The sequence below is a fragment of the Rhizobium sp. 21-4511-3d genome (assembly GCF_053522545.1).
This window is the reverse complement of sequence record NZ_JBNWCF010000003.1, coordinates 193,067-216,615: the sequence shown is the minus strand read 5'-3', so window position 1 is coordinate 216,615 and position 23,549 is coordinate 193,067. Positions and strand designations below refer to the sequence as shown.

Annotated in this window: 22 protein-coding genes; 12 read left to right on the top strand and 10 right to left on the bottom strand. The window is 62.6% G+C overall.

Annotation, left to right across the window (positions count from 1 at the left end):
• Window positions 1–5 precede the first annotated feature (5 nt).
• The 4 genes from ACQZ5H_RS09405 to ACQZ5H_RS09390 all read left to right on the top strand — a co-directional run bounded on the left by ACQZ5H_RS09405 (window position 6) and on the right by ACQZ5H_RS09390 (window position 4,246).
• Window positions 6–890: a carbohydrate ABC transporter permease gene (locus ACQZ5H_RS09405; protein ID WP_112714657.1), complete on the top strand. Its 885-nt coding sequence runs from the start codon at window positions 6–8 to the stop codon at window positions 888–890.
• Window positions 887–1,744 (top strand): carbohydrate ABC transporter permease, encoded by an 858-nt coding sequence (locus ACQZ5H_RS09400; RefSeq protein WP_449097466.1) that lies wholly within the window; start codon window positions 887–889, stop codon window positions 1,742–1,744. Before ACQZ5H_RS09405 ends, ACQZ5H_RS09400 begins: the two co-directional genes overlap by 4 nt.
• A gap of 74 nt (window positions 1,745–1,818) precedes the next feature.
• On the top strand, window positions 1,819–3,024 hold the full coding sequence (locus ACQZ5H_RS09395) for an ABC transporter substrate-binding protein (protein ID WP_112714661.1): 1,206 nt from the start codon (window positions 1,819–1,821) through the stop codon (window positions 3,022–3,024).
• Window positions 3,025–3,112: 88 nt separating this feature from the next.
• Window positions 3,113–4,246 (top strand): ABC transporter ATP-binding protein, encoded by a 1,134-nt coding sequence (locus tag ACQZ5H_RS09390; protein ID WP_413712028.1) that lies wholly within the window; start codon window positions 3,113–3,115, stop codon window positions 4,244–4,246.
• Window positions 4,247–4,286: 40 nt separating this feature from the next.
• Here the strand turns inward: ACQZ5H_RS09390 and ACQZ5H_RS09385 are convergent, their stop codons facing one another.
• From ACQZ5H_RS09385 to ACQZ5H_RS09355, 7 genes are read right to left on the bottom strand one after another with little or no spacing between them, the layout of a single operon-like run.
• Window positions 4,287–4,892 carry an alkylhydroperoxidase domain protein gene (locus tag ACQZ5H_RS09385; RefSeq protein WP_449097465.1) on the bottom strand — a complete coding sequence of 202 codons (606 nt, stop codon included), beginning with the start codon at window positions 4,890–4,892 and terminating at the stop codon, window positions 4,287–4,289.
• Window positions 4,893–4,903: 11 nt separating this feature from the next.
• Window positions 4,904–5,539, bottom strand: a complete 636-nt coding sequence (locus ACQZ5H_RS09380) for a CMD domain protein (protein WP_449097464.1) — start codon at window positions 5,537–5,539, stop codon at window positions 4,904–4,906.
• Window positions 5,540–5,562: 23 nt separating this feature from the next.
• On the bottom strand, window positions 5,563–6,609 hold the full coding sequence (locus tag ACQZ5H_RS09375) for a putative FMN-dependent luciferase-like monooxygenase (RefSeq protein WP_449097463.1): 1,047 nt from the start codon (window positions 6,607–6,609) through the stop codon (window positions 5,563–5,565).
• Complete coding sequence (locus tag ACQZ5H_RS09370; RefSeq protein WP_449097462.1) at window positions 6,606–8,291, bottom strand: dipeptide ABC transporter ATP-binding protein; 1,686 nt, start codon at window positions 8,289–8,291, stop codon at window positions 6,606–6,608. The genes ACQZ5H_RS09375 and ACQZ5H_RS09370 overlap by 4 nt, the downstream gene beginning before the upstream one ends.
• On the bottom strand, window positions 8,288–9,178 hold the full coding sequence (locus ACQZ5H_RS09365; protein WP_449097461.1) for an ABC transporter permease: 891 nt from the start codon (window positions 9,176–9,178) through the stop codon (window positions 8,288–8,290). Before ACQZ5H_RS09365 ends, ACQZ5H_RS09370 begins: the two co-directional genes overlap by 4 nt.
• Window positions 9,175–10,119 carry an ABC transporter permease gene (locus ACQZ5H_RS09360; protein ID WP_449097460.1) on the bottom strand — a complete coding sequence of 315 codons (945 nt, stop codon included), beginning with the start codon at window positions 10,117–10,119 and terminating at the stop codon, window positions 9,175–9,177. The genes ACQZ5H_RS09365 and ACQZ5H_RS09360 overlap by 4 nt, the downstream gene beginning before the upstream one ends.
• 51 nt (window positions 10,120–10,170) lie before the next feature.
• The gene (locus ACQZ5H_RS09355) at window positions 10,171–11,802 is read right to left on the bottom strand and encodes a TIGR04028 family ABC transporter substrate-binding protein (protein WP_449097459.1); all 1,632 of its coding nucleotides are present in this window, start codon (window positions 11,800–11,802) and stop codon (window positions 10,171–10,173) included.
• Between the two features lie 401 nt (window positions 11,803–12,203).
• On the opposite strand from ACQZ5H_RS09355, the gene ACQZ5H_RS09350 reads away from it, so the two are divergent.
• From ACQZ5H_RS09350 to ACQZ5H_RS09325, 6 genes are read left to right on the top strand one after another with little or no spacing between them, the layout of a single operon-like run.
• On the top strand, window positions 12,204–13,190 hold the full coding sequence (locus ACQZ5H_RS09350) for a BMP family protein (protein WP_449097458.1): 987 nt from the start codon (window positions 12,204–12,206) through the stop codon (window positions 13,188–13,190).
• A 9-nt stretch (window positions 13,191–13,199) separates the two neighbouring features.
• Window positions 13,200–14,612: an amidase gene (locus ACQZ5H_RS09345; protein WP_449097457.1), complete on the top strand. Its 1,413-nt coding sequence runs from the start codon at window positions 13,200–13,202 to the stop codon at window positions 14,610–14,612.
• Window positions 14,609–16,135, top strand: coding sequence for an ABC transporter ATP-binding protein (locus ACQZ5H_RS09340; RefSeq protein ID WP_112714673.1), 1,527 nt, complete (start codon window positions 14,609–14,611; stop codon window positions 16,133–16,135). The genes ACQZ5H_RS09345 and ACQZ5H_RS09340 overlap by 4 nt, the downstream gene beginning before the upstream one ends.
• Window positions 16,125–17,174, top strand: a complete 1,050-nt coding sequence (locus tag ACQZ5H_RS09335) for an ABC transporter permease (protein ID WP_203430273.1) — start codon at window positions 16,125–16,127, stop codon at window positions 17,172–17,174. Before ACQZ5H_RS09340 ends, ACQZ5H_RS09335 begins: the two co-directional genes overlap by 11 nt.
• Window positions 17,171–18,112 (top strand): ABC transporter permease, encoded by a 942-nt coding sequence (locus tag ACQZ5H_RS09330; RefSeq protein ID WP_449097456.1) that lies wholly within the window; start codon window positions 17,171–17,173, stop codon window positions 18,110–18,112. Before ACQZ5H_RS09335 ends, ACQZ5H_RS09330 begins: the two co-directional genes overlap by 4 nt.
• Window positions 18,113–18,133: 21 nt before the next feature.
• Entirely contained in the window at window positions 18,134–19,423 is a 1,290-nt protein-coding gene (locus tag ACQZ5H_RS09325) for an amidohydrolase family protein (protein ID WP_449097455.1), read from the top strand.
• 29 nt (window positions 19,424–19,452) lie between these two features.
• On the opposite strand, the gene ACQZ5H_RS09320 is transcribed toward ACQZ5H_RS09325, so the two are convergent.
• On the bottom strand, window positions 19,453–19,620 hold the full coding sequence (locus ACQZ5H_RS09320) for a hypothetical protein (RefSeq protein ID WP_449097454.1): 168 nt from the start codon (window positions 19,618–19,620) through the stop codon (window positions 19,453–19,455).
• Window positions 19,621–19,791: 171 nt separating this feature from the next.
• On the opposite strand from ACQZ5H_RS09320, the gene ACQZ5H_RS09315 reads away from it, so the two are divergent.
• A complete protein-coding gene (locus ACQZ5H_RS09315) occupies window positions 19,792–20,319 on the top strand; it encodes a pyridoxamine 5'-phosphate oxidase family protein (RefSeq protein WP_449097453.1) in 528 nt (175 codons plus the stop codon).
• A gap of 339 nt (window positions 20,320–20,658) precedes the next feature.
• Here ACQZ5H_RS09315 and ACQZ5H_RS09310 read toward each other — a convergent pair whose 3' ends face one another.
• The gene (locus tag ACQZ5H_RS09310; protein ID WP_449097452.1) at window positions 20,659–21,693 is read right to left on the bottom strand and encodes an alpha/beta hydrolase; all 1,035 of its coding nucleotides are present in this window, start codon (window positions 21,691–21,693) and stop codon (window positions 20,659–20,661) included.
• Window positions 21,694–21,847: 154 nt separating this feature from the next.
• Window positions 21,848–22,759: an alpha/beta fold hydrolase gene (locus ACQZ5H_RS09305; protein ID WP_449097451.1), complete on the bottom strand. Its 912-nt coding sequence runs from the start codon at window positions 22,757–22,759 to the stop codon at window positions 21,848–21,850.
• A 184-nt stretch (window positions 22,760–22,943) separates the two neighbouring features.
• On the opposite strand from ACQZ5H_RS09305, the gene ACQZ5H_RS09300 reads away from it, so the two are divergent.
• The gene (locus tag ACQZ5H_RS09300; RefSeq protein ID WP_449097450.1) at window positions 22,944–23,537 is read left to right on the top strand and encodes a TetR/AcrR family transcriptional regulator; all 594 of its coding nucleotides are present in this window, start codon (window positions 22,944–22,946) and stop codon (window positions 23,535–23,537) included.
• Window positions 23,538–23,549 lie beyond the last annotated feature (12 nt).

Genomic DNA, 23,549 nt, shown 5'->3' with positions numbered 1-23,549 from the left:
GCAAGATGAGTGCTCAGAAAAGTGCCGTCATCTTCGCCTGGATCCTTCTTCTTCCAGCAGTCCTCTATGTCCTGGCAATCGTTGCCTATCCGCTGGTCGACACGTTCATCCTGTCGTTCACGGACGCATCGCTGCGCAAAGTCACGAACTGGGTCGGCTGGGTCAACTACGAGAAGATCTTCAATTCCACCTTCGCGGAAGTCATTCTGCGCACCTTCATCTGGACGTTCTTTTCGGTCGCCCTGAAGATGATCATCGGCACGTTCGGCGCTGTCATGCTGAATGCCGCCGTGCCCGGCCGCTCGCTGTTCCGGCTGCTGACCATGCCGCCATGGATCGTGCCGATGGCAATCGGCATCTTCATGTGGGGCTGGATGTATAATGGCCAGTTCGGGATGATCTCCGGCCTGCTGCAGCGCTTCGGCCTGGTCGATGGCCCGGTCGCCTTCCTCGCCTATGGCAGCACCGCCTTCTGGGCGACGATCGTGACCGACGTCTGGATCGGCGTGCCGCTGGTGACGATCTACTTCCTCGCCGCCATCCAGTCGATCCCGAAGGATCTCTATGAGGCCGCCTGGACCGACGGCGCCGGCCGCATGTACCGCTTCCGCCGCATCACGCTGCCGCTGATGGTTCCCGCCATCATCACCATGTCGATGCTGTCGCTGATCGCGACCTTCAATTCCTTCGACATCATCTGGATCCTGACGCAGGGCGGTCCGAGCGGTGAAACGACGACGATGATCATCGACACCTATCAGACGGCAATTGGCTCGAAGAAATACGGTGAAGGTGCGGCCCGCGCCGTGCTGATCTGCATCTTCCTGTCGCTCTTCTGCTTCGCCTATTTCCGCGTCACCCGCCGCCTCAACCCGGAGAAGCGCGCATGAGCAGCCGTCCCATGATCGATCGCTACAGCTGGTGGGAAATCGTCCTCATCTATTGCGGCATCGCGATGTTTCTCTTCTTCGTGCTGTCGCCTTTCGTCGAAGGCTTCCTGGTATCCTTGAAGCCGCTCAGCCAGCTCTTCTCCTCGCCTTACCGCTTCTGGCCGGAGAACGGCTCGTTCGAGGCCTACAGGACGATGTGGATCAGCGTGCCGGGCTTCGGGCGCTATATCTTCAACTCCTTCTTCATCTCGATCATCGTGACCGTCATCGTGCTCTGCCTGGTCATCCCGGCATCCTATGCCTTCGCGAAGTTCGAATTCCGCGGCATGGGCATCCTGCTCGGCGCCTTCCTGACGGTGAACATGTTCTCCGGCGCCGTGCTGCTCATTCCGCTTTTCCGCCTGATGCGCACGATGGGCGTGCTCAACACCTATTTCGCCATGATCGTGCCGGGTGTCGCCTTCCTGATCCCGTCGGCGATCTGGCTTCTGCGCACCTACATGATCCGCATTCCCCAGGAACTCAACGAAGCGGCTTATATGGATGGCGCCAGCCATTTCTATACGCTCCGCCGCGTCATTCTGCCCATTGCGATGCCGGGGATTATCGTCGTCGCGATTACCACCTTCATCGGCGCCTATGCCCAGCAGTTCATCTTCGCGCTGACGTTCAACTCGAAGACTGAATACATGCCCCTGCCGGTGGGACTCTTCGCTTACTTCGGAAAGCAGGAGGTCATCTGGAACGAACTGATGGCGGCCTCCTTCGTCGGCATCGCGCCGGCGATGGTCGTCATCTTCTTCCTTCAGCGCTACCTTGTCGGCGGCCTGACCGCCGGTGCGGTGAAACAATAAGACCAAGAAAAGAGTGAACAGCTAACAACGAGAATGGGAGTCACGACGTGAACACTACCATCAAGACAGGCCTTATGGCGCTCGCCTTGCTCGGTTCGACGGCATTGACCGCGGTCACTGCCCAGGCAGCCGACAAGGAAATCAGCTGGATCTATTGCGGCGACACGATCGACCCGATCCACACCAAATACATCAAGGAATGGGAATCCAAGAACGAAGGCTGGAAGGTCGCGCCCGAAGTCGTCGGCTGGGCGCAGTGCCAGGACAAGGCTACGACGCTGGCAGCTGCCGGCACGCCCGTCGCCATGGCCTATGTCGGCTCGCGCACGCTGAAGGAATTCGCGCAGAACGACCTGATCGTTCCGGTTCCGATGAGTGACGACGAGAAGAAGGGTTACTACCCGCACATCGTCGACACCGTCACCTTCGACGGCAACCAGTGGGGCGTTCCGATCGCCTTCTCGACCAAGGCCCTCTATTGGAACAAGGATCTCTTCAAGCAGGCCGGTCTCGACCCCGAGAAGCCGCCGAAGACCTGGGCCGAAGAAATCGAGATGGCAAAGACCATCAAGGAAAAGACCGGCGTTCCGGGCTTCGGTCTCTCGGCCAAGACCTTCGACAACACGATGCACCAATTCATGCATTGGGTTTATACGAATAACGGCGCCGTCACCGATGCCGAGGGCAAGGTGACCCTCGACAGCCCGCAGATCCTCGCGGCCCTGAAGGCCTACAAGGATATCGCCGCTTATGCCGAAGAAGGCCCGACGGCATACGAACAGAACGAAGTTCGCGCCATCTTCCTCGACGGCAAGGTCGCGATGATCCAGGCCGGCTCCGGCGCCGCCTACCGCCTGAAGGACACCAAGATCAACTGGGGCGTCGCCACGCTGCCGCTTGGTCCGGATGCCAAGGGCGCCGGCACGCTGCTGATCACCGACAGCCTTGCGATCTTCAAGGGCTCGGGCGTCGAAGAAAAGGCGACCGAATTCGCCAAGTACATCACCTCTCCCGATATCCAGGGCGAGTACGAACTGCAGGGCGGCGCTGGCCTCACCCCGCTGCGTCCGTCCAAGAAGGTCGACGAGTTCGTTGCCAAGGATCCCTTCTGGAAGCCGTTCATCGAGGGTATCGATTACGGTGGTCCGGAGCCGCTCTTCACCGATTACAAGGGCTTCCAGAACTCGATGATCGAGATGGTCCAGTCCGTCGTCACCGGCAAGGCAGAACCGGAAGCCGCCCTCAAGAAGGCTGCCGGCGAAATCGAAGCCTTCAAGTAAGCCTCGAAACGGGGATCGCGGCCCTCGCGGCCGCGATCCTCACCGACCAACTTCATGCGCGTTCAAGGCCGGGACCGGAGACAGATTTTTGGGACAGCTTCAGCTCAATAAAGTTCAAAAATTCTATGGCGACTACGAAGTTCTGAAAGGCGTCGAACTCGACGTGAAGAACGGCGAGTTCGTTGTCTTCGTCGGGCCGTCGGGCTGCGGCAAGTCCACGCTGCTGCGGATGATCGCCGGCCTCGATGCGACCACCAAGGGCGACATCGTCATCGATGGCGTACGCGTCAACGATCTGCCGCCGGTCAAGCGCGGCATCGCCATGGTCTTCCAGTCCTACGCGCTCTATCCGCATATGAGCGTCTTCGAGAACATCGCCTTCCCGCTGCGCGTCGAGAAGATGGAGGAGGAGAAGCTCAAGGCCAAGGTGGAGAATGCCGCCCGCATCCTGCATCTCGAAACGCGGCTGCAGCAGAAGCCCGGCATGCTCTCGGGCGGCCAGCGCCAGCGCGTCGCGATCGGCCGCGCGATCGTCCGCGAACCGAAGATCTTCCTGTTCGACGAGCCGCTCTCGAATCTCGACGCGGCGCTACGCGCCGACATGCGCATCGAGCTTGCCAAGCTGCACCGGCAGCTGAAGGCGACGATGATCTACGTCACCCACGACCAGGTGGAAGCCATGACCATGGCCGACCGCATCGTCGTGCTCGACGCCGGCAACATCTCGCAGACGGGCGCGCCGCTGGAGCTCTATCACAAGCCGGCAAACCAGTTCGTCGCCGGCTTCATCGGCAATCCGAAAATGAATTTCCTGCCGGTCACCTGCACCGCGGCCAGCGCCTCCGGCGTCACCGTCGATTATCGTGGCCAGACGGCAACGCTGCCGGTCACGCCGCGCGACGGCATGGTCGGCAAGACCCTGACGCTCGGCATCCGCCCGGAGCATATCCAGCTGACCAACGGTGACATCTCGCTCGCCGTCACCCCGAGCGTCATCGAGCGGCTCGGCGCCAACACCGTTGCCTATGCAGCACTCGGCGGCGAAACGGAAAACTTCTGCGCCATGCTCCCCGGCAGCGTCGGCATCCGCGCCGACCAGCCCGTCACCGTCGGCATCAACGCCGCCGACTGCCACCTCTTCGACGAGGAAGGCAAGGCCTTCGAGCGCCGGGTGGAACTCACCGAAATCGACATGAACCTGCTGTCGCCGGCGACGGCGTGAGGGCAAGCGAGCGGGTCTTGTCGCTCGCCCCCGCCTCGCTTCATGCCGCCGGTGTGGGTTCACCGAGTGAGAGCATCAGCCGGTTGGCCCAGTTGAAGAAGGCAGCACCATGAATGGCATCGGCGATCTCCAGATCGTCCAGCCCCTGCTCGCGCAGGCGAGCGATGTCGTCAGCGCCGAAGCTCGACGGTGTCCCAGTCAGCGAAACCGAGGCCGTAACGACTGCATTCCATCGGCGGCTGCCGAGTTCGGCGCCGGTCCCCTCGTCCAGCAGCCGCTGGACGTCCTCGGTGCGCTTCGAATGATGCGATGCGAACCGTGAATGGACCGACGCGCAAAAGATGCAGCCGTTCGTGCGCGACGCGGCCGTTGCGGAAAGCTCGCGTTCCGCACGAGGCAGTCCGGCGCGGGTATTGTAGAAGATATCCTTGTCGGTCTTCGTGCGCGCCTCGAGCGTTTCGGGGTCTCTGGCAAGAAGCATGAAATAGGGCGATTTTGAGCGCGAGGCATCGACGAGCCCGGCCCAATGGCGATCGGTCAGCTCTTCTTCGGTGAGTGGTGTCAGCCAGGGTGTCCAGCCGATTTCGGCCTGGGTGAAGGCGTTCGGGCGGTTGTCGACCTCAGGGCGGATGACAGTCTCGGTCATGATGCTTCTCCTTATTCCGCTGCTGCGCGCGAGAGACTGCCTTCACCGGCCGCACCGAGCGCCGAAAGCCCGGCAACGACGCGGATCTGGAAGGACAGGAAGGCGACGAGCTGCGAAAGCGTGACGATGCCGGTTGTCGACCAGCCTGCGTCGAGCAGCTTTTGCAGGGCATCCGGGCTGGCCTCCCGCGGCCGGTAGACCAGGAGATGGGCGTGTTCGAGACCGGCACTGAGCTTGGCGCCGAGCACGGCGCGGCTGAAATCCGAAACGGCGAAGACCAGCCCGTCGTTATCCTCGACGGAGAGCGGTCCCGAGGGATAGCGGCCATACGGCCCTCGTACCGCACCCCTCGCGATCTCGATCTTCACTGCGGCAGCCAGCGATGCGCCGCCGTTCAGATCGGCGAGACCGGCGGCGTAGAATTCACCGGCTGCACCCGCCTGATGGAAGCCGGCAACGAAGGCTGCGACCGCAAGCCGCTCGGCGCGCGTCACCGCGTCTTCCGAGACAGGCTCGAAGAGGGCGAGGTAGCTCTTCTGGGCGTTGGCGCGGGTTTCCGGGCGCTCGCGGCGAAGCCGGTCGATGAATGAACCGGCCTCGGCTCCTGTGAGGAGATCGATGGTGTCAGGCGTGGGAGAAGAACTCATGTCTGATGCCTTTCCTGGAAAGTTCATGCGGTTGCGAGGCGGCGCTCGTGGATTGCCGGTCCCTTGCGGACCCATCCGAGCGCCGGGGCGACTTCGCTGGCGATGAGCTCCAGCGAGCGAAGAATGTGTTCGTGCGGCGGATCGACGGAATGAACCTGGAAGACGAGATCGGTGACCCGCGCCAGCGCGGTATCGGCGCTGAGCGATGCGATGACATCGTCAGGCGTGCCGACATGTACGTCGAAGGCCCTGATGAGATCTTCAGTCTTCTTGCTCGCGACCTGATGGCCGCTGGCGATGAAGCGTTCGACACTGCGCTGCAGCCCGAGCTCGGCAAAATGCAGCGCCGTCTTCCGGTCCTCGGCGACAAAGAGACTGCGCGATCCCAGGATGCGGGGCGCCCGTCCCTGTGGCAGGCTTGCCAGATAGGTATCGATGATCGGGTTCTGGAGATCCCAGAGCAGTGCTTCGGGGCTCTCTGCCGGGCGCGGCTGCGTCCGCGACAGCATCAGGCCGTCCCCGTCCAGCCCCGCCCGTTCACCGCCGCCAACCGAAAACGTCGCCTGCCAGACACGATCGAGCAGATGCGGCGCCGCCGGATAGAGATGGTTGCTGCCTGCGAGTTCGCGGCCGGCCCATGCATCCCGCACCGTTGCGAGGCTCTTGGCATAGACGGCGCCGCGATCGCTGCTGTCCAGCCCAAATGGCAGGAAGGACGCCGGCGTACCGCCGGTTCCGAACCCGACTTCGAGGCGGCCGTTGGCAAGGGTGTCGAGAACGGCAGTGTCTTCTGCGACGCGCACAGCACTCTCCATCGGCAGCGTGATGACGCCCGTGCCCAGCCGGATGCGCGACGTCCTGCCTGCGAGCTCGCCGAGAAAGACGAGCGGCGCCGGAAGGCCGCCTTCTTCGCCGTTGAAATGGTGTTGCGCCACCCAGGCGCTGTCGAAGCCATGTTTCTCGGCGTGCAGGATTTGCTCGGCAACCAGCCTGTAGCGGGTCGACGGATCGGCCTGATCGAGGACGCGGCTGAAGAAGCCGAGGCGCTTCGGCGTTGGGGAATGGCTCATGGCTGAGTTCCTGTGCTGATCAAGGGGGATGGCCGCTGGGCCGGAAATTTCTTGCCGGGGATCGCTTCGATCAATTCGCGCGTATAGGCGCTCGAAGGGTTGCCGAAGACCTCCTGGACGGGACCGCTGTCGACGATCTTTCCAGCGCTGAGAACCGAGACCGTGTCGGCGATCTGCCTGACGACGGCGAGATCGTGCGAAACGAACAGATAGGTCAGACCGAGTTCCCGCTGCAGCTTCTGAAGCAGCGCCAGGATTTGCGCTTGCACCGTGACGTCGAGCGCCGAGACGGCCTCGTCGAGCACCAGGATCTGCGGCCCGAGCACCAGTGCCCGGGCAATCGCCACGCGCTGCCTCTGCCCGCCCGATAGCGCATGCGGGCGCCTGTCGAGGACATCCGCCGGAAGTCCGACCTTGTCGATGATCGACACGACGCGCTCTGCCCGCTCCTGCCGTGTGACCGGTTCGAAGTTCAACAGCGGCTCCTCGACGATCCGCCGCACCGTCTGGCGCGGATCGAGCGAGCCGAACGGGTTCTGATAGACAAGCTGGATCTTCTTGCGGAAGAGCCGCAGGTTCTCGCCCCGCAGCGTGGAGAGGTCGAGGCCATCGATAACCACCCGCCCGGCCGTCGGCTTCTCGAATGCCGAGATGATGCGGATGCTGGTAGTCTTGCCAGACCCGGATTCTCCGACCAGCGCATGGGTCGTTCCGCGTTTGACGCGAAAGGAGACGCCGTCAACGGCAAAGAAGCGGTTCGGCCCGCCGAGGCCGAAATCCTTGACGAGATTTTCGACGACGATGATGTCCTCGCCGCCCTCATGCCAGCTGTCGGTTGGCGATCGCGCGGCGGCATTGAGCGATGGGGCGTCGGCAAGCAATTGCCTTGTATAGGCGCTTTGTGGTCTGGCGAGCACATCCGCCGTCAGACCCTGCTCCTGAATGCGGCCGTGCCGGAGGACGATCAGGCGATCGGCACGGTCGGCAGCGACGCCGAGATCGTGGGTCACGAGAAGCACGGCAGTTCCGTATTCGCGCCGCAACTCGTCGATCAGGTCGAGGATATGCTTTTGCACGGTGACATCGAGCGCGCTTGTCGGCTCGTCGGCGATGATCAGCGATGGCTTGAGTGCAATGGCGATGGCGATCAGCACGCGTTGCTTCATGCCGCCCGAAAGCTCGTGCGGATATTGCTGCGCCCTGAGCTTGGGTTCGCTGAGGCCGACGCGCTCGAGAAGTTCGATCGCCTGCGCATAGGCAGCCGGCCCGGACGCCTCGCCGTGGATCGCCAGGATCTCCGCCACCTGCTTGCCGATCGTCTTGACCGGGTTGAGGGAGCTTCCGGGATCCTGCGGCACGAGGCTGATGACCGCGCCGCGGATCGCGTCCAGCCGGCGCTGCGGCCAGGCTGCAATCTCCTGGCCGTTCAGCCGGATACTGCCGCCTTCAAGCTTTCCATTCTCCGGCAGAAGACCGATGATCGCCTGTGCCGTCGAGCTTTTTCCGGAACCGGACTCTCCGACGAGCGCGACCACCTCGCCCGCGCCGACTGTGAAATTGATACCGTGCACGGCGGTCCGCACGCCGTTGCGATCGCCGTAGCTGACCGTCAAGCCAGAGACGTCGAGGATGGGGGAGGCCGTCGGCGTGCTGCGAGGCAAGTCCACGGGTTGGATCGTCATCGTTCTATCCTTCCGATGGCCTGGCTGACGCGGTTGACGGAGAGGACGACCAGCACCACGACGATGCCGGGCGCCGCCGTCAGCCACCAGGCGGTTGCAATATAGTTGCGGCCCTCGGCGATCAGCAGGCCCCATTCGGGCGTCGGCGGCGGCGCGCCATAGCCGAGGAAGCCGAGCGTCGAAAGCTGCAGGATGGCCCAGCCGACCTGCAGCGCCGCGAAGGCGATTACCGAGGTCAACGAGTTCGGCAGAACGTGGCGCCAGAGCACGCTGAAGAACGTGCCACCGCTACCGAAGGCGGCCTCGACATAGTCGCTGCGCCGGACGGTCACGACTTCGGACCGGACGATCCGCGCAAAGCTCGCCACCGATGTGATGCCGACGGCGATCGCGGCGTTGATCGTGCCGAAGCCGAGCAGAATGATGATGCTGAGCGACAGAAGGAGAGCGGGAATGGACAGCAGCACGTCTATAAGGCGCATGATCGCCGCGTCGGTGCGCCCGCCGAGCGAACCGGCCAGCACGCCGAGCGCCGTTCCTGCCGCAAGGCCGATGGCGACGGCAGCGAGCGCGCCGGAAAGCGAATGCACCGCCCCGTGCACGAGACGCGCATAGAGGTCGCGCCCGAGCGCATCCGTGCCCAGCAGATGAACGGCGCTCGGCGCCTTCAGTTGCTGGCCTGGCAGTCCCTTGATCGGGTCATAGCCGGTGAAGAAACCCGGCGCGGTGGCCCAGAGCAGAACGATGAGCAGGACGGCACCCGCAAGCACGAGGCCGACGTCGATACGACGGCGCTTTGAACTCCGCACGGCTTCCGATCGGGATCGTTCCGCCGTTTCGGCAGGCTTCAGGCCCGGTGATGTTTCGGCAATGTCGAGGCTGGTCATCGTGCGGTCTCCGGTCCGGCTTTCAGCCGCGGATCGAGAATGGGATAGAGAAGATCGATCGACAGGTTGATGGTGACGAAAGCGGCAGCCGAGAGCACGACGATCGCCTGAAGCACCGCAACGTCCTGGAAGTTGACGGCCTGCTCGGTCAGGCTGCCGATGCCATTCAGGCCAAAGACGGTCTCGGTGATCACCGCGCCGGCGAGCAGCTCGCCGAACAGCACGCCCGCAACGGTCAGCACCGGCAGGAAGGCGTTCTTGGCGACATGGCGCCAGAGAACCCAGCCATGCGAAGCGCCCTTGGCGCGGGCGACGGCGACGAAGGGGCGGGTCAACACCTTGTCGATATTGCGCAGCAGGATCTGGGCAAGCGGCGCCGAGATCGGGACGGCAACGGTCAACACCGGCAGGATCAAGCCTTCCCACGGCCCCGGATTGATCACCGGAACGAGCCGCAGGCGGAAGGAAAAGATCTGGATCAGCATGATCCCGAGCCAGAAGGTCGGCACCGATACGAAGAGCGACGGCACCGACTGGATGACGCTGCGCAACCGGCCGAAACCCTGCAGATTGGCGAGGATCGCCAGCGTCACGGCTATCAGTGCGGCAACCAGGAAGCCGAAGCCCGCAAGCCGGATGGTTGGCGGAATATCGGCGGCAAGCTGCGCGCTGACGGCAACGCCTGCCTGCAGCGAATAGCCGAAATCACCGTTCAGGAACCTCCCCGCCGTATGCAGATATTGGCTGAGCAGCGATCCGTCGGCGGCATAGGCGGCGCGAATATCGGCAAGCTGCTCTGGGCTCAGGCCATATTCCGGGTTCTGGAATTTGATGAGGACGGCATCACCCGGCATTGCCTGCAACAGGATGAAAGAGATCGTGAACGCCGCCCACAGGACGATCAGTGCCTGGCCGATGCGGGAGATGAAATAGCGGGTCATGCCGTTCCTTTCGGGTAGCGGAGCCGGGCCTTGCGTCCGGCCCCGGCTCGATCAATGTTCGGCAAGCCAGGTGCTGTAGAAGCTCGGGCGGCCGACAGCCTCGAAACCGACGCCCTGGACGTAGGGCGCGCCGGCAAAGGCCTGCGGCTCCTCGAAGATCGGGATGGCATAGGCCTGATCAATCACGTAGTTCTGGACCTCGCCGGCGATCTGCAGGCGTTTTGGGCGGTCGGGTTCGGAGGACAGCTGTTCGAGCAGGCCGTTCAGCTTGTCATCGACGAAGGACTTCACCTTGTCGCTCGGTCCTCCCTTCTGGCGAAGCACGTCGCGGTTCTTCGGGTAATATTGACTCTTGATCACATCGGGATCGGCGCGGCCGACCATGGCGGGCGAAACCGGTGTCTTGGCCGGATCGAGATCGTCGACCGTCTTGCTGCCGGAATCGCCGGCAAGCACGTTCAGCGTCACCCCAAGCTTGGCCCATTGCTGGGCGACGAGTTGCAGCGTCGCCTTGTTCTGCGGCTGCGGCGGAGATTCGTAGGCCGTCAGCACAAGCTGGTTGCCATCCTTCTCGCGAATGCCGTTTGCGCCCGGCTTCCAGCCTGCTTCATCGAGAAGCTTGGCAGCCTTGTCGGCGTCATAGGTAAGCTTCGGCGACAGATCGAGATACCCCTGGGCGGTCGATGCAATGATCGACTTTGCCTGTGGATAGTTTGCCGAGAACAGCGTGGAAATGATCTCGGCGCTGTTGGTGCCATGCAGCAGCGCCTGGCGGACGCGCACGTCCGAGACCAGCGGATTGTCCGGGCGGAAGACGACGCTGTTGTTCACACCGCGGGTCGGTGCCGCGTAGATCTTGTAACCCTGGCTTTCGACCTGTTCCTCGTCATAGGCCTGAACCTGGCGGATGAAATCGGCCTGGCCGGAAAGAAGAGCGCCGATGCGCACGCTGTCTTCGCCGGTGATAACGTACTTGATACCGTCGAGATAGGCGCGCCCCTGATGCTCAAGCTTTGCCGGACTCCACGCATAGTCTTCGCGCACCTTCAGTGTCAGCTCCTTGCCGAGCGTCTCGCTATCGACCACGAACGGGCCGGAACCGATGATCTTCGTCGCGTCGCCGAGCTGGTCGAAGGGCAGCGCTAGCGTCTTCAGCGACACAAGACCCGAGCCGATGACCGATGTACCCTGCAGGAAGCCCGGAGACGGCTTCTTGAAATAGAACTTCACCGTCAACGGATCGATGACTTCGGAACGATCATAGTTGTTGATCACTTCCGATACCGGCTGCTTCAGCTCCTTGTTGCCGAGACCGAACGTGTCGTAATTCTTGGCGACAGCGGCAGCATCGAGCGGCGTGCCGTCCGAGAAGGTCACGCCCTTGCGCAGCTTGAACGTATATTCCGTCGCGTTGTCATTGACCGTCCAGGACTCGGCAACCCATGGTTCGATCTCGAGCGTCTTCGGGTTCTGGTAGGTCAGTTTGTCGGTGATCTGGTTGAGCACGCCGCCGTTCGGATAGAAGCCGCCGGCCGGCGGATAGAGGTTGGTGTGCGGCTGCTGCTCGAGATAGATCAGAGTTCCGCCCTGAACGGGCTTTGCGCTCGCATCTGCAGCGGATGCAAAGGCCGAGAACGAAACTGAAATTGCGCTCGCAAGAAGCAGGGTTTTAGCAGTCGCCATTAAGCTCATCGATTTTCCCTCGAAAGTGATTAGTTGAGGCTAGCGTCTCATGACTATTGTATATAGAATTAGTATTCTATTTGAATCCGAAACTGAGAAAATTCTAAGACGCCAAGCACCGCCACTCTTGAAAAATTGCGCCTGCCGCCGCCTTTCCCGTCAGAGACGACCGGCGGGCTGGCAGGTCATTTGCCTCTATATGCCGGCTATCCATCGGGCATGATTGCAATCGGGCCGCGAACGGTGTCCGACGCCGCTGAAAATGCCGGCTGATTCCATAACCATTTGAAATCAAATATACTATTTTTAGCTGTGCCCATTCATTGATCACGAACTCTGCTTGACACTTTTTTAACCCCTGCCTATGGTTTTTACCAAATAGTCAAAAAAGGGGAACGACTATGAAAAATCAGATCATCATGTCTCGCCGTAGCGTTCTGGCCTCGGGCATTGCGCTCGGCGCCAGCGCGCTTTCTCCCGCCGCACGCGCCGCCGCACCGCTCAAGGTGGCCGGCATCCACGCCTCGCCGGTCGAAAATGCCTGGAACTCCTGTCTCCATGCAGCCCTTCAAGCCGCGGCGAAGGAAGGTGTCATCGAATATGTCTTCTCCGAGGGCGTCTCGGGCACCGATTACCCGCGCGCCATGCGCGAATATGCCGAACAGGGCAACAAGCTGATCATCGGCGAGGCCTATGCGGTCGAAAAGGAAGCGCGCCAGGTAGCCGCCGAATATCCCGACACCGCCTTTGTTCTCGGCTCCAGCGGCAATGAGGAAGGCGACAATTTCGGCGTCTTCGGCACCTGGAACCATGACGGCGCCTATCTGGCCGGGATGCTCGCCGGCAAGATGACGAAGTCCAACGTCGTGGGTTCCGTCGGTGCGATCCCGATCCCCGAAGTCAACATGCTGATCAATGCCTTCGGCGAAGGCGTCAAGGCCGTGAACCCCGACGCCAAGCACCTCGTTGCCTTCATCGGCACGTTCTTCGACCCGCCGAAGGCGCGTGAAGCTGGCCTTGCGCAGATCGATGCAGGCGCGGACATTCTGTTCGGCGAGCGCATCGGCACGGCGGATGCCGCCAAGGAGCGCGGCATCAAGGCTGTCGGATCGCTGATCGATTACTCGCCGCGCTATCCCGACACGGTATTCGCCAACGCGCTCTGGGGCTTCCGCCCGATCCTCAATGCGGCGATCGCCGACGTTCAGGCCGGCAAGCCTGTCGGCAAGAACTACACGGCCTTCGGCCTGATGAAGGAAGGCGGCAGCGACATCGTCTATGTAAAGGGTGTGGCCCCCGCCGACGCCGAAACGGCGATGGAAGCCAAGCGCGCCGAGATCAAAGCCGGAACTTTCGAAGTTCCGAGAAACATGGACCAGCCGAAGTAATTCTCGCCCATGTTTCAGGACGCAACCGCGCTCGCCGGGTCGATCAGGGACGGACGCACCTCGGCAAGCGAGGCCATGCAGGCCGCTATCGACGCGGCCGCGCGTGAGGAGGCGCTTGGCGCGATCGCCTATCTCGATACCGGGATGGGCGTGGAAGCTGCGCGCCGCCTCGACGTCGAGCGGCAAAGCGAGCCCGAGCGTTTTGACGCCCGCGTCTTCGCTGGCGTGCCGACGCTCGCCAAGGATCTCGGCGGGCCGTTTGCGGGCCTGCCCGTTGCGGCCGGGTCGCGGCTCTTCGAGCGCCGGAAATCCGGCCTCGATTCCGACCTCGCCGACCGTTTTCGCGACGCCGGTCTTGTTCCCTTCGGCCTGACCACGAGTCCGGAATTTGGCCTGTCGCTCGCCAGCGAGCCGGCGATCGGCCCGCTCTGCCGCAATCCGCTCGACCGGAACAGGACACCCGGCGGCTCGTCGGGCGGGGCGGCGGCAGCCGTTGCAGCCGGCATCGTGGCGATCGCGCATGCGACCGACGCCGGTGGATCGATCCGTGTGCCGGCAGCGTGCTGCGGCCTCGTCGGCCTGAAGCCCGGCCGCGGCGCAATGCCCGCCGGACCTTTCTTCGGCAACCATCTCGGCGGGATTGCCAGCGAAATGGCGGTCACGCGCTCCGTACGGGACGCCGCCGCCATATTCGAAGCGCTCGAAGGCCCTGCCCGCGGTCCATCTGCGGACGCACCATCTGCGGCGCCACCGGAGCGGCCGCTGCGGATCGGCGTGCTGACCGATACGGGCGCGGCCTATCCGACCACCGCAGACCGCGCGCAGGCGGTAGAAGACGCCGCGAAGTTCCTGGAAGGCCGCGGTCACGCCATCGTAGCGCTCGCCTGGCAGGATTTTGCGCCTCTCGCCGATACAAGCGCAAAAGTCTTCGGCAACATTATCGCCGCCAATCTTGCCGCCTTGATCGATGGCCTTGCTCTAGACGCCGGCAAGACGGAAAAGATGACGCAGGCCTTCATCAACCGTGGACGCACCATGCCGGCAACGGAACTCTGGAAATCACTCGATGCCGGTGTGCGGGTCAGCCATGGTCTCTGGTCCCTGTTCGACAAGGTCGATGCGATTGTCACGCCAATGCTTTCAAGCGCACCGTTGCCGATCGGCTCGTTTCCATCGGATCACCATGACATCGAGCTTCATCTCAACCGCATGACCGCCTTTGCGCCGCTCGCAGCGCTCGCCAATATATCGGGCTTTCCGGCGATCACCCTGCCCTTCGGCAAGGATGCCGACGGCCTGCCGCTGCCGGTCCAGATCATCGCTCCGTTCAGCCAGGAGAAGCTGCTGCTTTCTCTGGCCACCACGCTGGAAGCCGACGAACGCTGGCAGCACCCCTGCAGCGTTGCAGGACTGAACGCATGAGCGAAAAGGTTCTCGAGCTCCTCGGCATCAGCAAGCGCTTCGGCGACAATCTCGCCAATGACGACATCTCGCTCGCTCTCGACAAGGGCGAGATCGTTGCCCTTCTCGGCGAGAACGGAGCAGGGAAGACGACGCTGATGAGCATCCTCTTCGGCCACTATGTGCCAGACAGCGGATCGATCCGCATTCACGGAAAGGATATCCCGCCCGGGCGGCCGCGTGCCGCGATTGCCGCAGGCGTCGGCATGGTTCACCAGCATTTCGCGCTCGCCCCCAACCTGACCGTGCTCGAAAACGTCATGACGGGGACGGAGACGCTCTGGAACATCCGCTCGCAATCGGCTGCGGCACGCCGGAAACTTGCCGGGATAGCCGACCGCTTCGGCCTCAAGGTCGACCCGGATGCCCGTCTCGGCGATCTCTCTGTCGGCGAGCAGCAGCGCGTCGAGATCCTGAAGGCGCTGTATAACGATGCGCGCATCCTGATCCTCGACGAGCCGACGGCCGTGCTGACCAATATCGAGGCCGAGCGGCTGTTTTCGACATTGAAGGAAATGGCGCGCCAGGGCCTTTCCCTGATCTTCATTTCGCACAAGCTCGACGAGGTCATGGCCGCGGCCGATCGTATCGTCGTCTTGAGAGGCGGCAGGATGGTCGCCGAGCGCCGGGCCGCGGAGACCAGCAAGGCGGAGCTTGCCGAGCTGATGGTCGGGCGGCGCGTCGAGCGGCCGGTGCGCGAACCCTCGACGCCCGGCCCCGTTGCGCTTGAAGCGCGCGGCCTGACGGTCCGCATCGGCGGCGTAGACCGGCTGAAAGAGATCGGCTTCACGCTTTGCGAGGGCGAGGTTCTCGGTATCATCGGGGTATCCGGAAACGGCCAGGCGCCTCTGGCTCAGCTCCTCTCCGGCACGCTGGCCCGCACGGGAGGCGATCTCCTGCTTTATGGCGAGCCCGTCGGCAATCTCGGCGTCAATGATGTGATTGCCGCCGGCATCGGCCGCATTCCGGAGGATCGCAACCGGGAAGGCGCGATCGGCGACATGACCATCTGGGAAAATGCCGTACTCGAAAGGCTGCCGGAATATTCCCGCAATGGCCTCGTCGACCGAAAGGCCGGCATGGCCTTCGCCACCGAAATCATTCAGGAATTCGACGTGCGCGGTGGAACAGCGGCAAGCCGCACCCGGCTTCTTTCCGGCGGCAACATGCAAAAGCTGATCCTCGGGCGCAATCTTCAGCGCCGTCCGCGCATCCTGATCGCTGCCCAGCCGGCACGCGGTCTCGACGAAGGCGCGGTCGCCGCTGTGCACGCCCGTATCCTCGACGCGCGCCGCGCCGGTACCGCCGTGCTGCTGATCTCCGAAGACCTGGACGAGGTGATATCGCTGGCCGACCGCATCCAGGCCATTGTCGGCGGGCGTCTGTCGCCATCTGTCGATGCCGCGGAAGCCAATGCGCGCCGCCTCGGATTGATGATGGCGGGCGATTGGAGCCATACCGCGGAGACCCGTCATGCGCCTTGAACGCCGCGAACATCGGCCGCTCTATCTGATGGCCGGGGCGCCGGTCGCCGCGATCATCGTTGCCCTGGCGCTGTCAGGCATCCTGATCGCCATTGCCGGTGCGCCGGTGCTGGAAGCGTACAAGCGTATCCTCATCGGCGCCTTCGGTTCGCGGCTTTCTGCAACGGAAACGCTGACCCGGGCCACGCCGCTGATCCTGACCGGGCTTGCCGCCGCCGTCGCCTTTCGTGCCCGCCTCTGGAACATCGGGGCCGAGGGGCAATTCTATTTCGGCGCCATCGCAGTCGCCGCCTTCGGCTCGAAACTGCTTGCCGGTCTGCCCTCCGTCGCGCTCATTCCGCTGCTCCTCGTCATTGGCGCCGTCGCCGGCATGGTGCTGATCCTCGTGCCGCTCTGGCTGCGCCTGCGCTTTTCCGTCGATGAGGTCGTCACCAGCCTGCTCATGAACTTCATCGCCATTCTCTTCGTTTCGATGCTGATCGATGGCGTCCTCAAGGATCCCCTCGCCTTCGGCTGGCCGCAATCGCAGTCGGTCGCCGATCACGCCATGCTGCCGAAGCTGCTTGCCCGCTCTCGCCTCCATATCGGCCTTGCGATTGCCATCGGCCTGGCGATCGCCATCCATTTCATCCAGTCGCGCACCGTCTTCGGCATGCAGTCGCGGGCTGCCGGGCTCAATCCGCAGGGCGCCGTCTTCGCAGGCGTTCCGCTCGCCCGCACGCTGGTCAAGGTTGCCTGCATCTCCGGCGGGCTGGCTGGGCTTGCCGGTGCCATCGAGGTGATGGGCGTCAGGGGCTATGTGACCACCGATCTTTCGCCGGGCTTCGGCTATTCCGGCATCGTCGTTGCGATGCTGGCGAACCTCAATCCGATCGGCGTCATCTTCGCGGCGCTGTTTACGGCTGTGATGTTTGTCGGCGCCGACGGCATGAGCCGCAGTCTGGGCATTCCGACCTATATTGCCGATGTCACGGTCGCGCTTTCGCTTCTGACGATGGTCGTGGCACTGTTCTTCACGCAGTATAGGATCCGCCGATGAGCACGCTGATCGACATCCTCGCATCGGCCGGCCTCTGGGCGGCGATCCTGCGCATCGCGACACCGCTGATCTTCGGCACTCTCGGCGCCCTGCTCTGCGAGCGCGCAGGCGTGCTCAATCTCGGCATCGAGGGCATCATGACCTTCGGCGCCATGATCGGCTGGCTTGCCGTCTATCATGGTGCCGATCTCTGGACGGGATTGCTGGTGGCGGCACTCGCCGGCGGCCTGTTCGGATTGCTGCATTCGCTGCTGACGGTGACGCTCGGTCTTTCGCAGCATGTCACGGGCCTCGGCGTGACGCTCTTTGCCTCCAGCTTCAGCTACTATGTGTTCCGGCTGATCGTTCCGGTCGCCGGCACCCCGCCGACGATCGTGCCGTTCCAGCCGATCGACATTCCCGGCCTCTCATCCCTGCCCTTCATCGGCCCGGCGCTCTTCACGCAGACGGCGCCGACCTATCTGGCGATCGCCGTCGCGCTTCTGATGGGATACGTGATCTTTCGCACGCCGATCGGGCTCGCCATCCGCATGACCGGTGAAAATCCACATGCCGCCGAGGCGCAGGGGCTGAACCCGGTGCGGATCCGCTATGGCGCGATCATCGCCGGCAGCGCGCTGATGGCCGTCGGCGGTGCCTTCCTGACCCTGTCGGCGTTCAACAGCTTCTTTCCGACGATGGTGCAGGGCCGCGGCTGGATCTGCATCGCGCTCGTTGTCTTTGCATCGTGGCGGCCGGGCCGCGCGCTGTTCGGCGCCCTGCTCTTTGCCTTTTTCGATGCCTTCCAGCTGAGGCTGCAGACCGCCGTCAGCGGCGTGCCCTACCAGATCTTCCTGATGACGCCGTATATCCTGTCCATCGTCGCGCTCGCCGTCATGGCGCGGCGCGCCCGCGTGCCGCAGGCGCTGATGCAACCCTACCGCCGCGGCGAGCGATAATTTTCCGAAAAGGAGCCAGCCATGTTCGATCTGATCATCCGCGATGCCAACCTGCCTGATGGACGCAAGGGAATGGACATCGCCATTTCCGGCGGCCTGATCGCGGCCGTCGAGAAGACTATCGAAGCAACGGCCGGCGAGGAGATCATGGCGACCAATCGCCTGGTCTCGCCACCCTTCATCGATCCGCATTTTCACATGGATGCGACATTGTCGCTCGGCCTGCCGCGCATGAATGTCTCGGGCACATTGCTCGAAGGCATTGCGCTCTGGGGCGAGTTGCGGCCGATCGTGACGAAGGAGGAACTGGTCGAGCGCGCACTCAGATATTGCGACCTCGCCGTCAGCCAGGGCCTGCTCTTCATCCGCAGCCATGTCGACACCTCTGATCCGAGATTGGTGACGGCGGAGGCCCTGCTCGAGGTCAAGGAGCGGGTGAAGCCCTATATCGACCTGCAGCTCGTCGCCTTCCCGCAGGATGGGTACTACCGCGCCGCCGACGGGGTCGCTTCGCTCAATCGCGCCCTCGACATGGGCGTCGATATCGTCGGCGGCATTCCGCATTTCGAACGCACGATGGATGAAGGGCGCCTATCGGTGGAAGCGCTCTGCCGCATCGCCGCCGACCGCGGCCTGCCGGTCGACATGCATTGCGACGAAACCGACGACCCTCACTCGCGCCATATCGAAACGCTTGCCGCCGAAACAGTCCGTTTCGGCCTGCAGGGCCGGGTGGCCGGCTCGCATCTGACCTCGATGCATTCGATGGACAACTACTATGTCTCGAAGCTCATTCCCCTGATGGCCGAGGCGAGGATCAACGTCATCCCGAACCCGCTGATCAACATCATGCTGCAGGGCCGGCATGACACCTATCCCAAGCGCCGCGGCATGACGCGCGTACGCGAGCTGATGGATGCCGGGCTCAACGTATCCTTCGGGCACGACTGCGTCATGGACCCCTGGTATTCGATGGGCTCCGGCGACATGCTGGAGGTCGGCCATATGGCGATCCATGTGGCGCAGATGGCGGGTGTGGAGGACAAGAAGAAGATTTTCGAGGCCCTGACCGTCAACTCGGCGAAAACGCTTGGGCTCGAAGGCTATGGGCTGGACAAGGGCTGCAAGGCCGACCTCGTCATCCTTCAGGCGGCCGATCCGCTGGAAGCGCTTCGCCTCAGGCCGGTTCGCCTGGCCGTTATCAAGGGCGGAAGGGTGATCGCGCGCACCGCGCCTCGGATCACGACCATATCGATCGACGGGCGGCCGCAGGCAATCGATATCGGGCTCGACTACATTCCCATGGCGTAACTGCGCAGCGGCCCTTCACGCAGAAGCGTTCAGGATCTCGCGCTTGCCTCTGCGACGGAAACCTGATGCCCGGTTTGCCTGTCGCCACCGCCTGCCCACAGGGCGAGCATGATCACCGCAGCGATCAGATAGAAGATCTTGTTCGAGAGATTGCGCAGGGATTTGTTGGCGCGCGTGCATTCGAAATGGGGTTGCAAGGGCTTGGTCCGGTGGATCGAAGTCGCGGAACCTAATGTTTTAGTCCCGCCAAATAAATAGCCAATCCCGAAAGCCTTGCATGCGCTGAGTGAATAGCTTTACGTCGAACGACGATAGGAGATCTGTCTATTTTACGATGACATCAATAACCGAGAGAGCCTGGGACGAGCTTGCAAACGCCGCGCAGCAGGTCGCCCTTCAACTTCCTTCAGCTCGCGACATCCGGGCTCGACGGCTCACCGCAGCTGCGCACCGTCGTGCTCCGGCGCTGTGATCCGAAGGAGGGAACGATTACGTTCATCACCGACACCAGATCGCCAAAAGCAATCGAGATCGGCCGCGACCCGCGCGTTTCGCTCCTCGGCTTCGATCCCGCCCGAATGATCCAGCTACGCCTCTCCGGCGACGCTCAACTCATCACCGACGAGCAAGAGCGGCACGAGATCTGGGCAGCACTGCCGGAGCGAACCGCCGCACTTTTCAAAATGCCTCTGGCTCCCGGAACTGCCATTGGCGATGACGGCGATGCATTGCATCGCGCCGCCCTCGACAATCCGGACGTGGCATTCGCGAGACTGGCGGTTATCGTCGTTCGTCTCTCTCGACTTGAATGGCTGGACGTCAGCGGCGAAAATCACCTGCGTTGGGCGAACGAGCTGACGGCCAGTGGCTGGAAAGACGTGAGGCTGTCACCCTGAGAAATGCCCGACTTTCGTCGCGCATCGGCCGTTTTCCAAAGCAATCGACAAGCAAGGAGACAGGGCGTCCCCGCGCAGATCGGGACGCCACTGTCCTGGCTATTTCTCTGTAGTTGAACGACGAGCCCGCGAAGGTGCAGCGGCGTGTTGGGCAGCTATCTCTTCTACGTCATCGTCGCCCGTATCGCGCCTGGAATTGAAACCGCAAGCAGGCGATTTTCTTTCCCCCACCGCCACGACGGTGAGTAAGCTACTGCTGATCTCCGGCGCGGAAAAGCACCGGACCGTCGCGGCGCTCGCGGCCTTATCGGCCATCGCCGGCCTTCTGCACATAGCTCCTCATTCGCCTGCGTGAACGATGGTGCGTGCCCAACGGTCCTGAACGAAACGCGAAACCGCTTCCTGCAACTCGCGATCCTCCGGCGTCCCGCCCATGAAGCCGCCATGCGGCATGGCTTCGAAGACATGCAACTCTGCTTTGACGCCAGCGGCTATCAAGGCGCGATGCATGCGAACGGTGTTGGACAGAAAGAGATCGCGCGTGCCAGTCTGGAGAAAGGTCGCCGGCAGTCCCTTGAGATCCCCGAACAGGGGCGAGACGTAGGGGTGCTTCAGGTCTGCACCATTGGCATAGAGCAGATTGCTGGACATCAGTGAGCCGGGCAGCACGATGTCAACCATCCTGTTGGTTTCAAAGCTGTCGCCGGATTCCGTCAGGTCGGCCTGCGGGGATAGCAATACCAAGCCGGATGGCATCGGAAGCCCTTCATCGCGCGCTCGCAGCATCAACGCCGCCGCGAGATTACCTCCGGCCGACCGGCCGCCGACAACGATGTCGTCAGGTGCATGCCGCTCAAGAATGTAGCGATAGGCCGCGACGCAGTCGTCGAGTGCGGCGGGATAGGGATGCTCGGGCGGCATCCGGTAGTCGACGCCATAGCAGAGCACCCCATGCTGGTCCGCCTGCATCCGGGCGCCGGCCAGGCAGGCCTCTCCACCGCCGAACACGAGCGCACCGCCATGGAGATCGAGATAGGCGCGAGCGGGATCGAACGTTTTATGCGGGGTCGCGACATGGATCGTTGCCTCGCCCAGTTTGATGGTATCCGCACTGGAATGCAGGCTTCCGGCGAGCCTTGCCACCGCCGCCGAATATTGCATGTCGACGGCGGCTTTGATCTTCATCCATCCATCCCGGTCATCCGGGTTCGGCATGCTGTGCAAGGCGTTGAGCGGCACGCCATCCTCCCGTACCATCCGCTCAAGCACAGCCAGAGCCTCCTTGCTGATCGAGGTGGGAAACGGCACCTGACGCGCCTGCACTGCTACACCGTGCTTCTGATCGTCCATATTCTTCAGGCCTTCAATATGCATGCATCAATGCGCCGCCGTCTTCGCGGCTTGCGCACTTCGCCAAGGTTCCACATCTGAAAAGCCCTATATTATCGTCATCACGCTCAGACAATGCCGGACAGCCCGAAGATGCTGGTCGCTCGGGGCGGACGCCTCGCCCGCCCCGAAGTCGAAATCAGTTCGCCGTGGAGACGGAGCCGGCGAAAGCGGACAGGTCGCGGTTGAAGCGGGCGGCCTCTTCGAGGAACGGTGCGTGACCCGAATTGGCGTAGATCTTTGTCCGGATTTTCGGATTGAGCTCGCGGGCCCGATCGATGCTGGGCTGGACCTTCACGAGATTGTCCTTACCTCCATAGAGCAGCAAAACCGGAGCCTGCGCTTTGGGAAGGCCCTGCGCGACGGAGACCGTCATCGAGGGTGTCGCCTTCGTCATGACCCAAGAGGCCATGGCGGCATTTGACAGCAGGCGTTCGAATGTCGCCCTGTCGGGCTGCGTTTCGAAGCAAAGGCTGAGGAATGTGCGTACCGCATCGAGATGTGTTCTGAGGTCGTCAGATGCCATCCCGGCATAGACCTGCGGATGCGATGTGATGAGCTCAGCATTGAGATCGATGACACCGTCCACATAGACGATGCCGCCTATGCCACCGTCCCCGTAAGCAGCGAGGTAGTTCGAAAGGACGACACCGCCCAGCGACCATCCGACGAGAACGGGTTTTTTCGCACCGCTTGCCTTGAGTACCACCGACAGATCGTCGGCCCAGCGGCGGCCATCGTGGTAGAATTCGACCCCGTCAGGCTTTCCGGACTGACCGTGCCCGCGCATGTCGTAACTGATCAGGCGGAATTGCTGCAGATCGGCGCTGCCAGTCTGCTTGTCCCAGTTGAGATGGCTGCCAAGCAAGCCGTGGATGAAGACGATCGGCCTCCCGGCTGGATTGCCGGTTTCCTGCACGGCAATGTCGATGCCGTCGGGTGCCTTGACGGTGTAGTCTTTCTCCGCGGCCATCGCGACGGATGACAGACCGAGCAGGATGACGGATGTCAGCATCCCGCGGACGGCTTTTACAATTTTCTCTCTTTTCATGACGCACTTCTTCGTTCGCGGAAGGCGAGGCTTCCGCGTTGGTTGGATCGATTTGATCGGCTCGTGATCTGGCCTGCGGCTCCACCGCGCCAGAATGGCTTCCGGAACCGCAATCACTTGTCTTTAGTGACCGCTAAAAACTACAGGCTTGATTTTTGGTGTCAACTTGTTTTTAGTGATCGCTATGGATAAGACAATCAAGCGGCGCCGCGGAGGCCCGCGTACCTTTGACAGAGCAGAGGCGGTTGACACCGCAATGCACCTCTTCTGGCGGCATGGATACGAGGGCGTTTCTCTAAACGATCTCACCGAGGCGATTGGCGTCGCTCCCCCAAGCATCTACTCCGCCTTCGGCAGCAAGGCCGGCCTCTACCGGGAGGCGCTCGACCATTACTTCGGCCTTCCGGGTGCCTTGAAGGATTTGGGAGAGAAGGAAACGCTTGCCGAAACCGTCGACACCCTTTTCGCCAGGGCCATCGATGCGGTCGTTGATCCCGCAGGCGAGCGGGGATGCATGATTTCGAGCGGCATGCTGCAAACTGCGGCCGAACATTCCGATCTGGCGAAAGAGCTCGCAGATAGGCGCAACGAAATGCGTCTCGCGATTGCCGGCACACTGCAGCGTTGGCTGCCCGAAGATCGGGCTTCGTCCGTTGCCCGCTACATTCTTGCTGTTCTTCAGGGCTTGTCGGTACAGGCCCGGGACGGCAGCACGCGCGAAGAGCTCAAGGAGGTAACGAAGGTGGCGAGCGCCGGAGTTCAAGCGATGATTGGCTAGGCGCCGGCATCC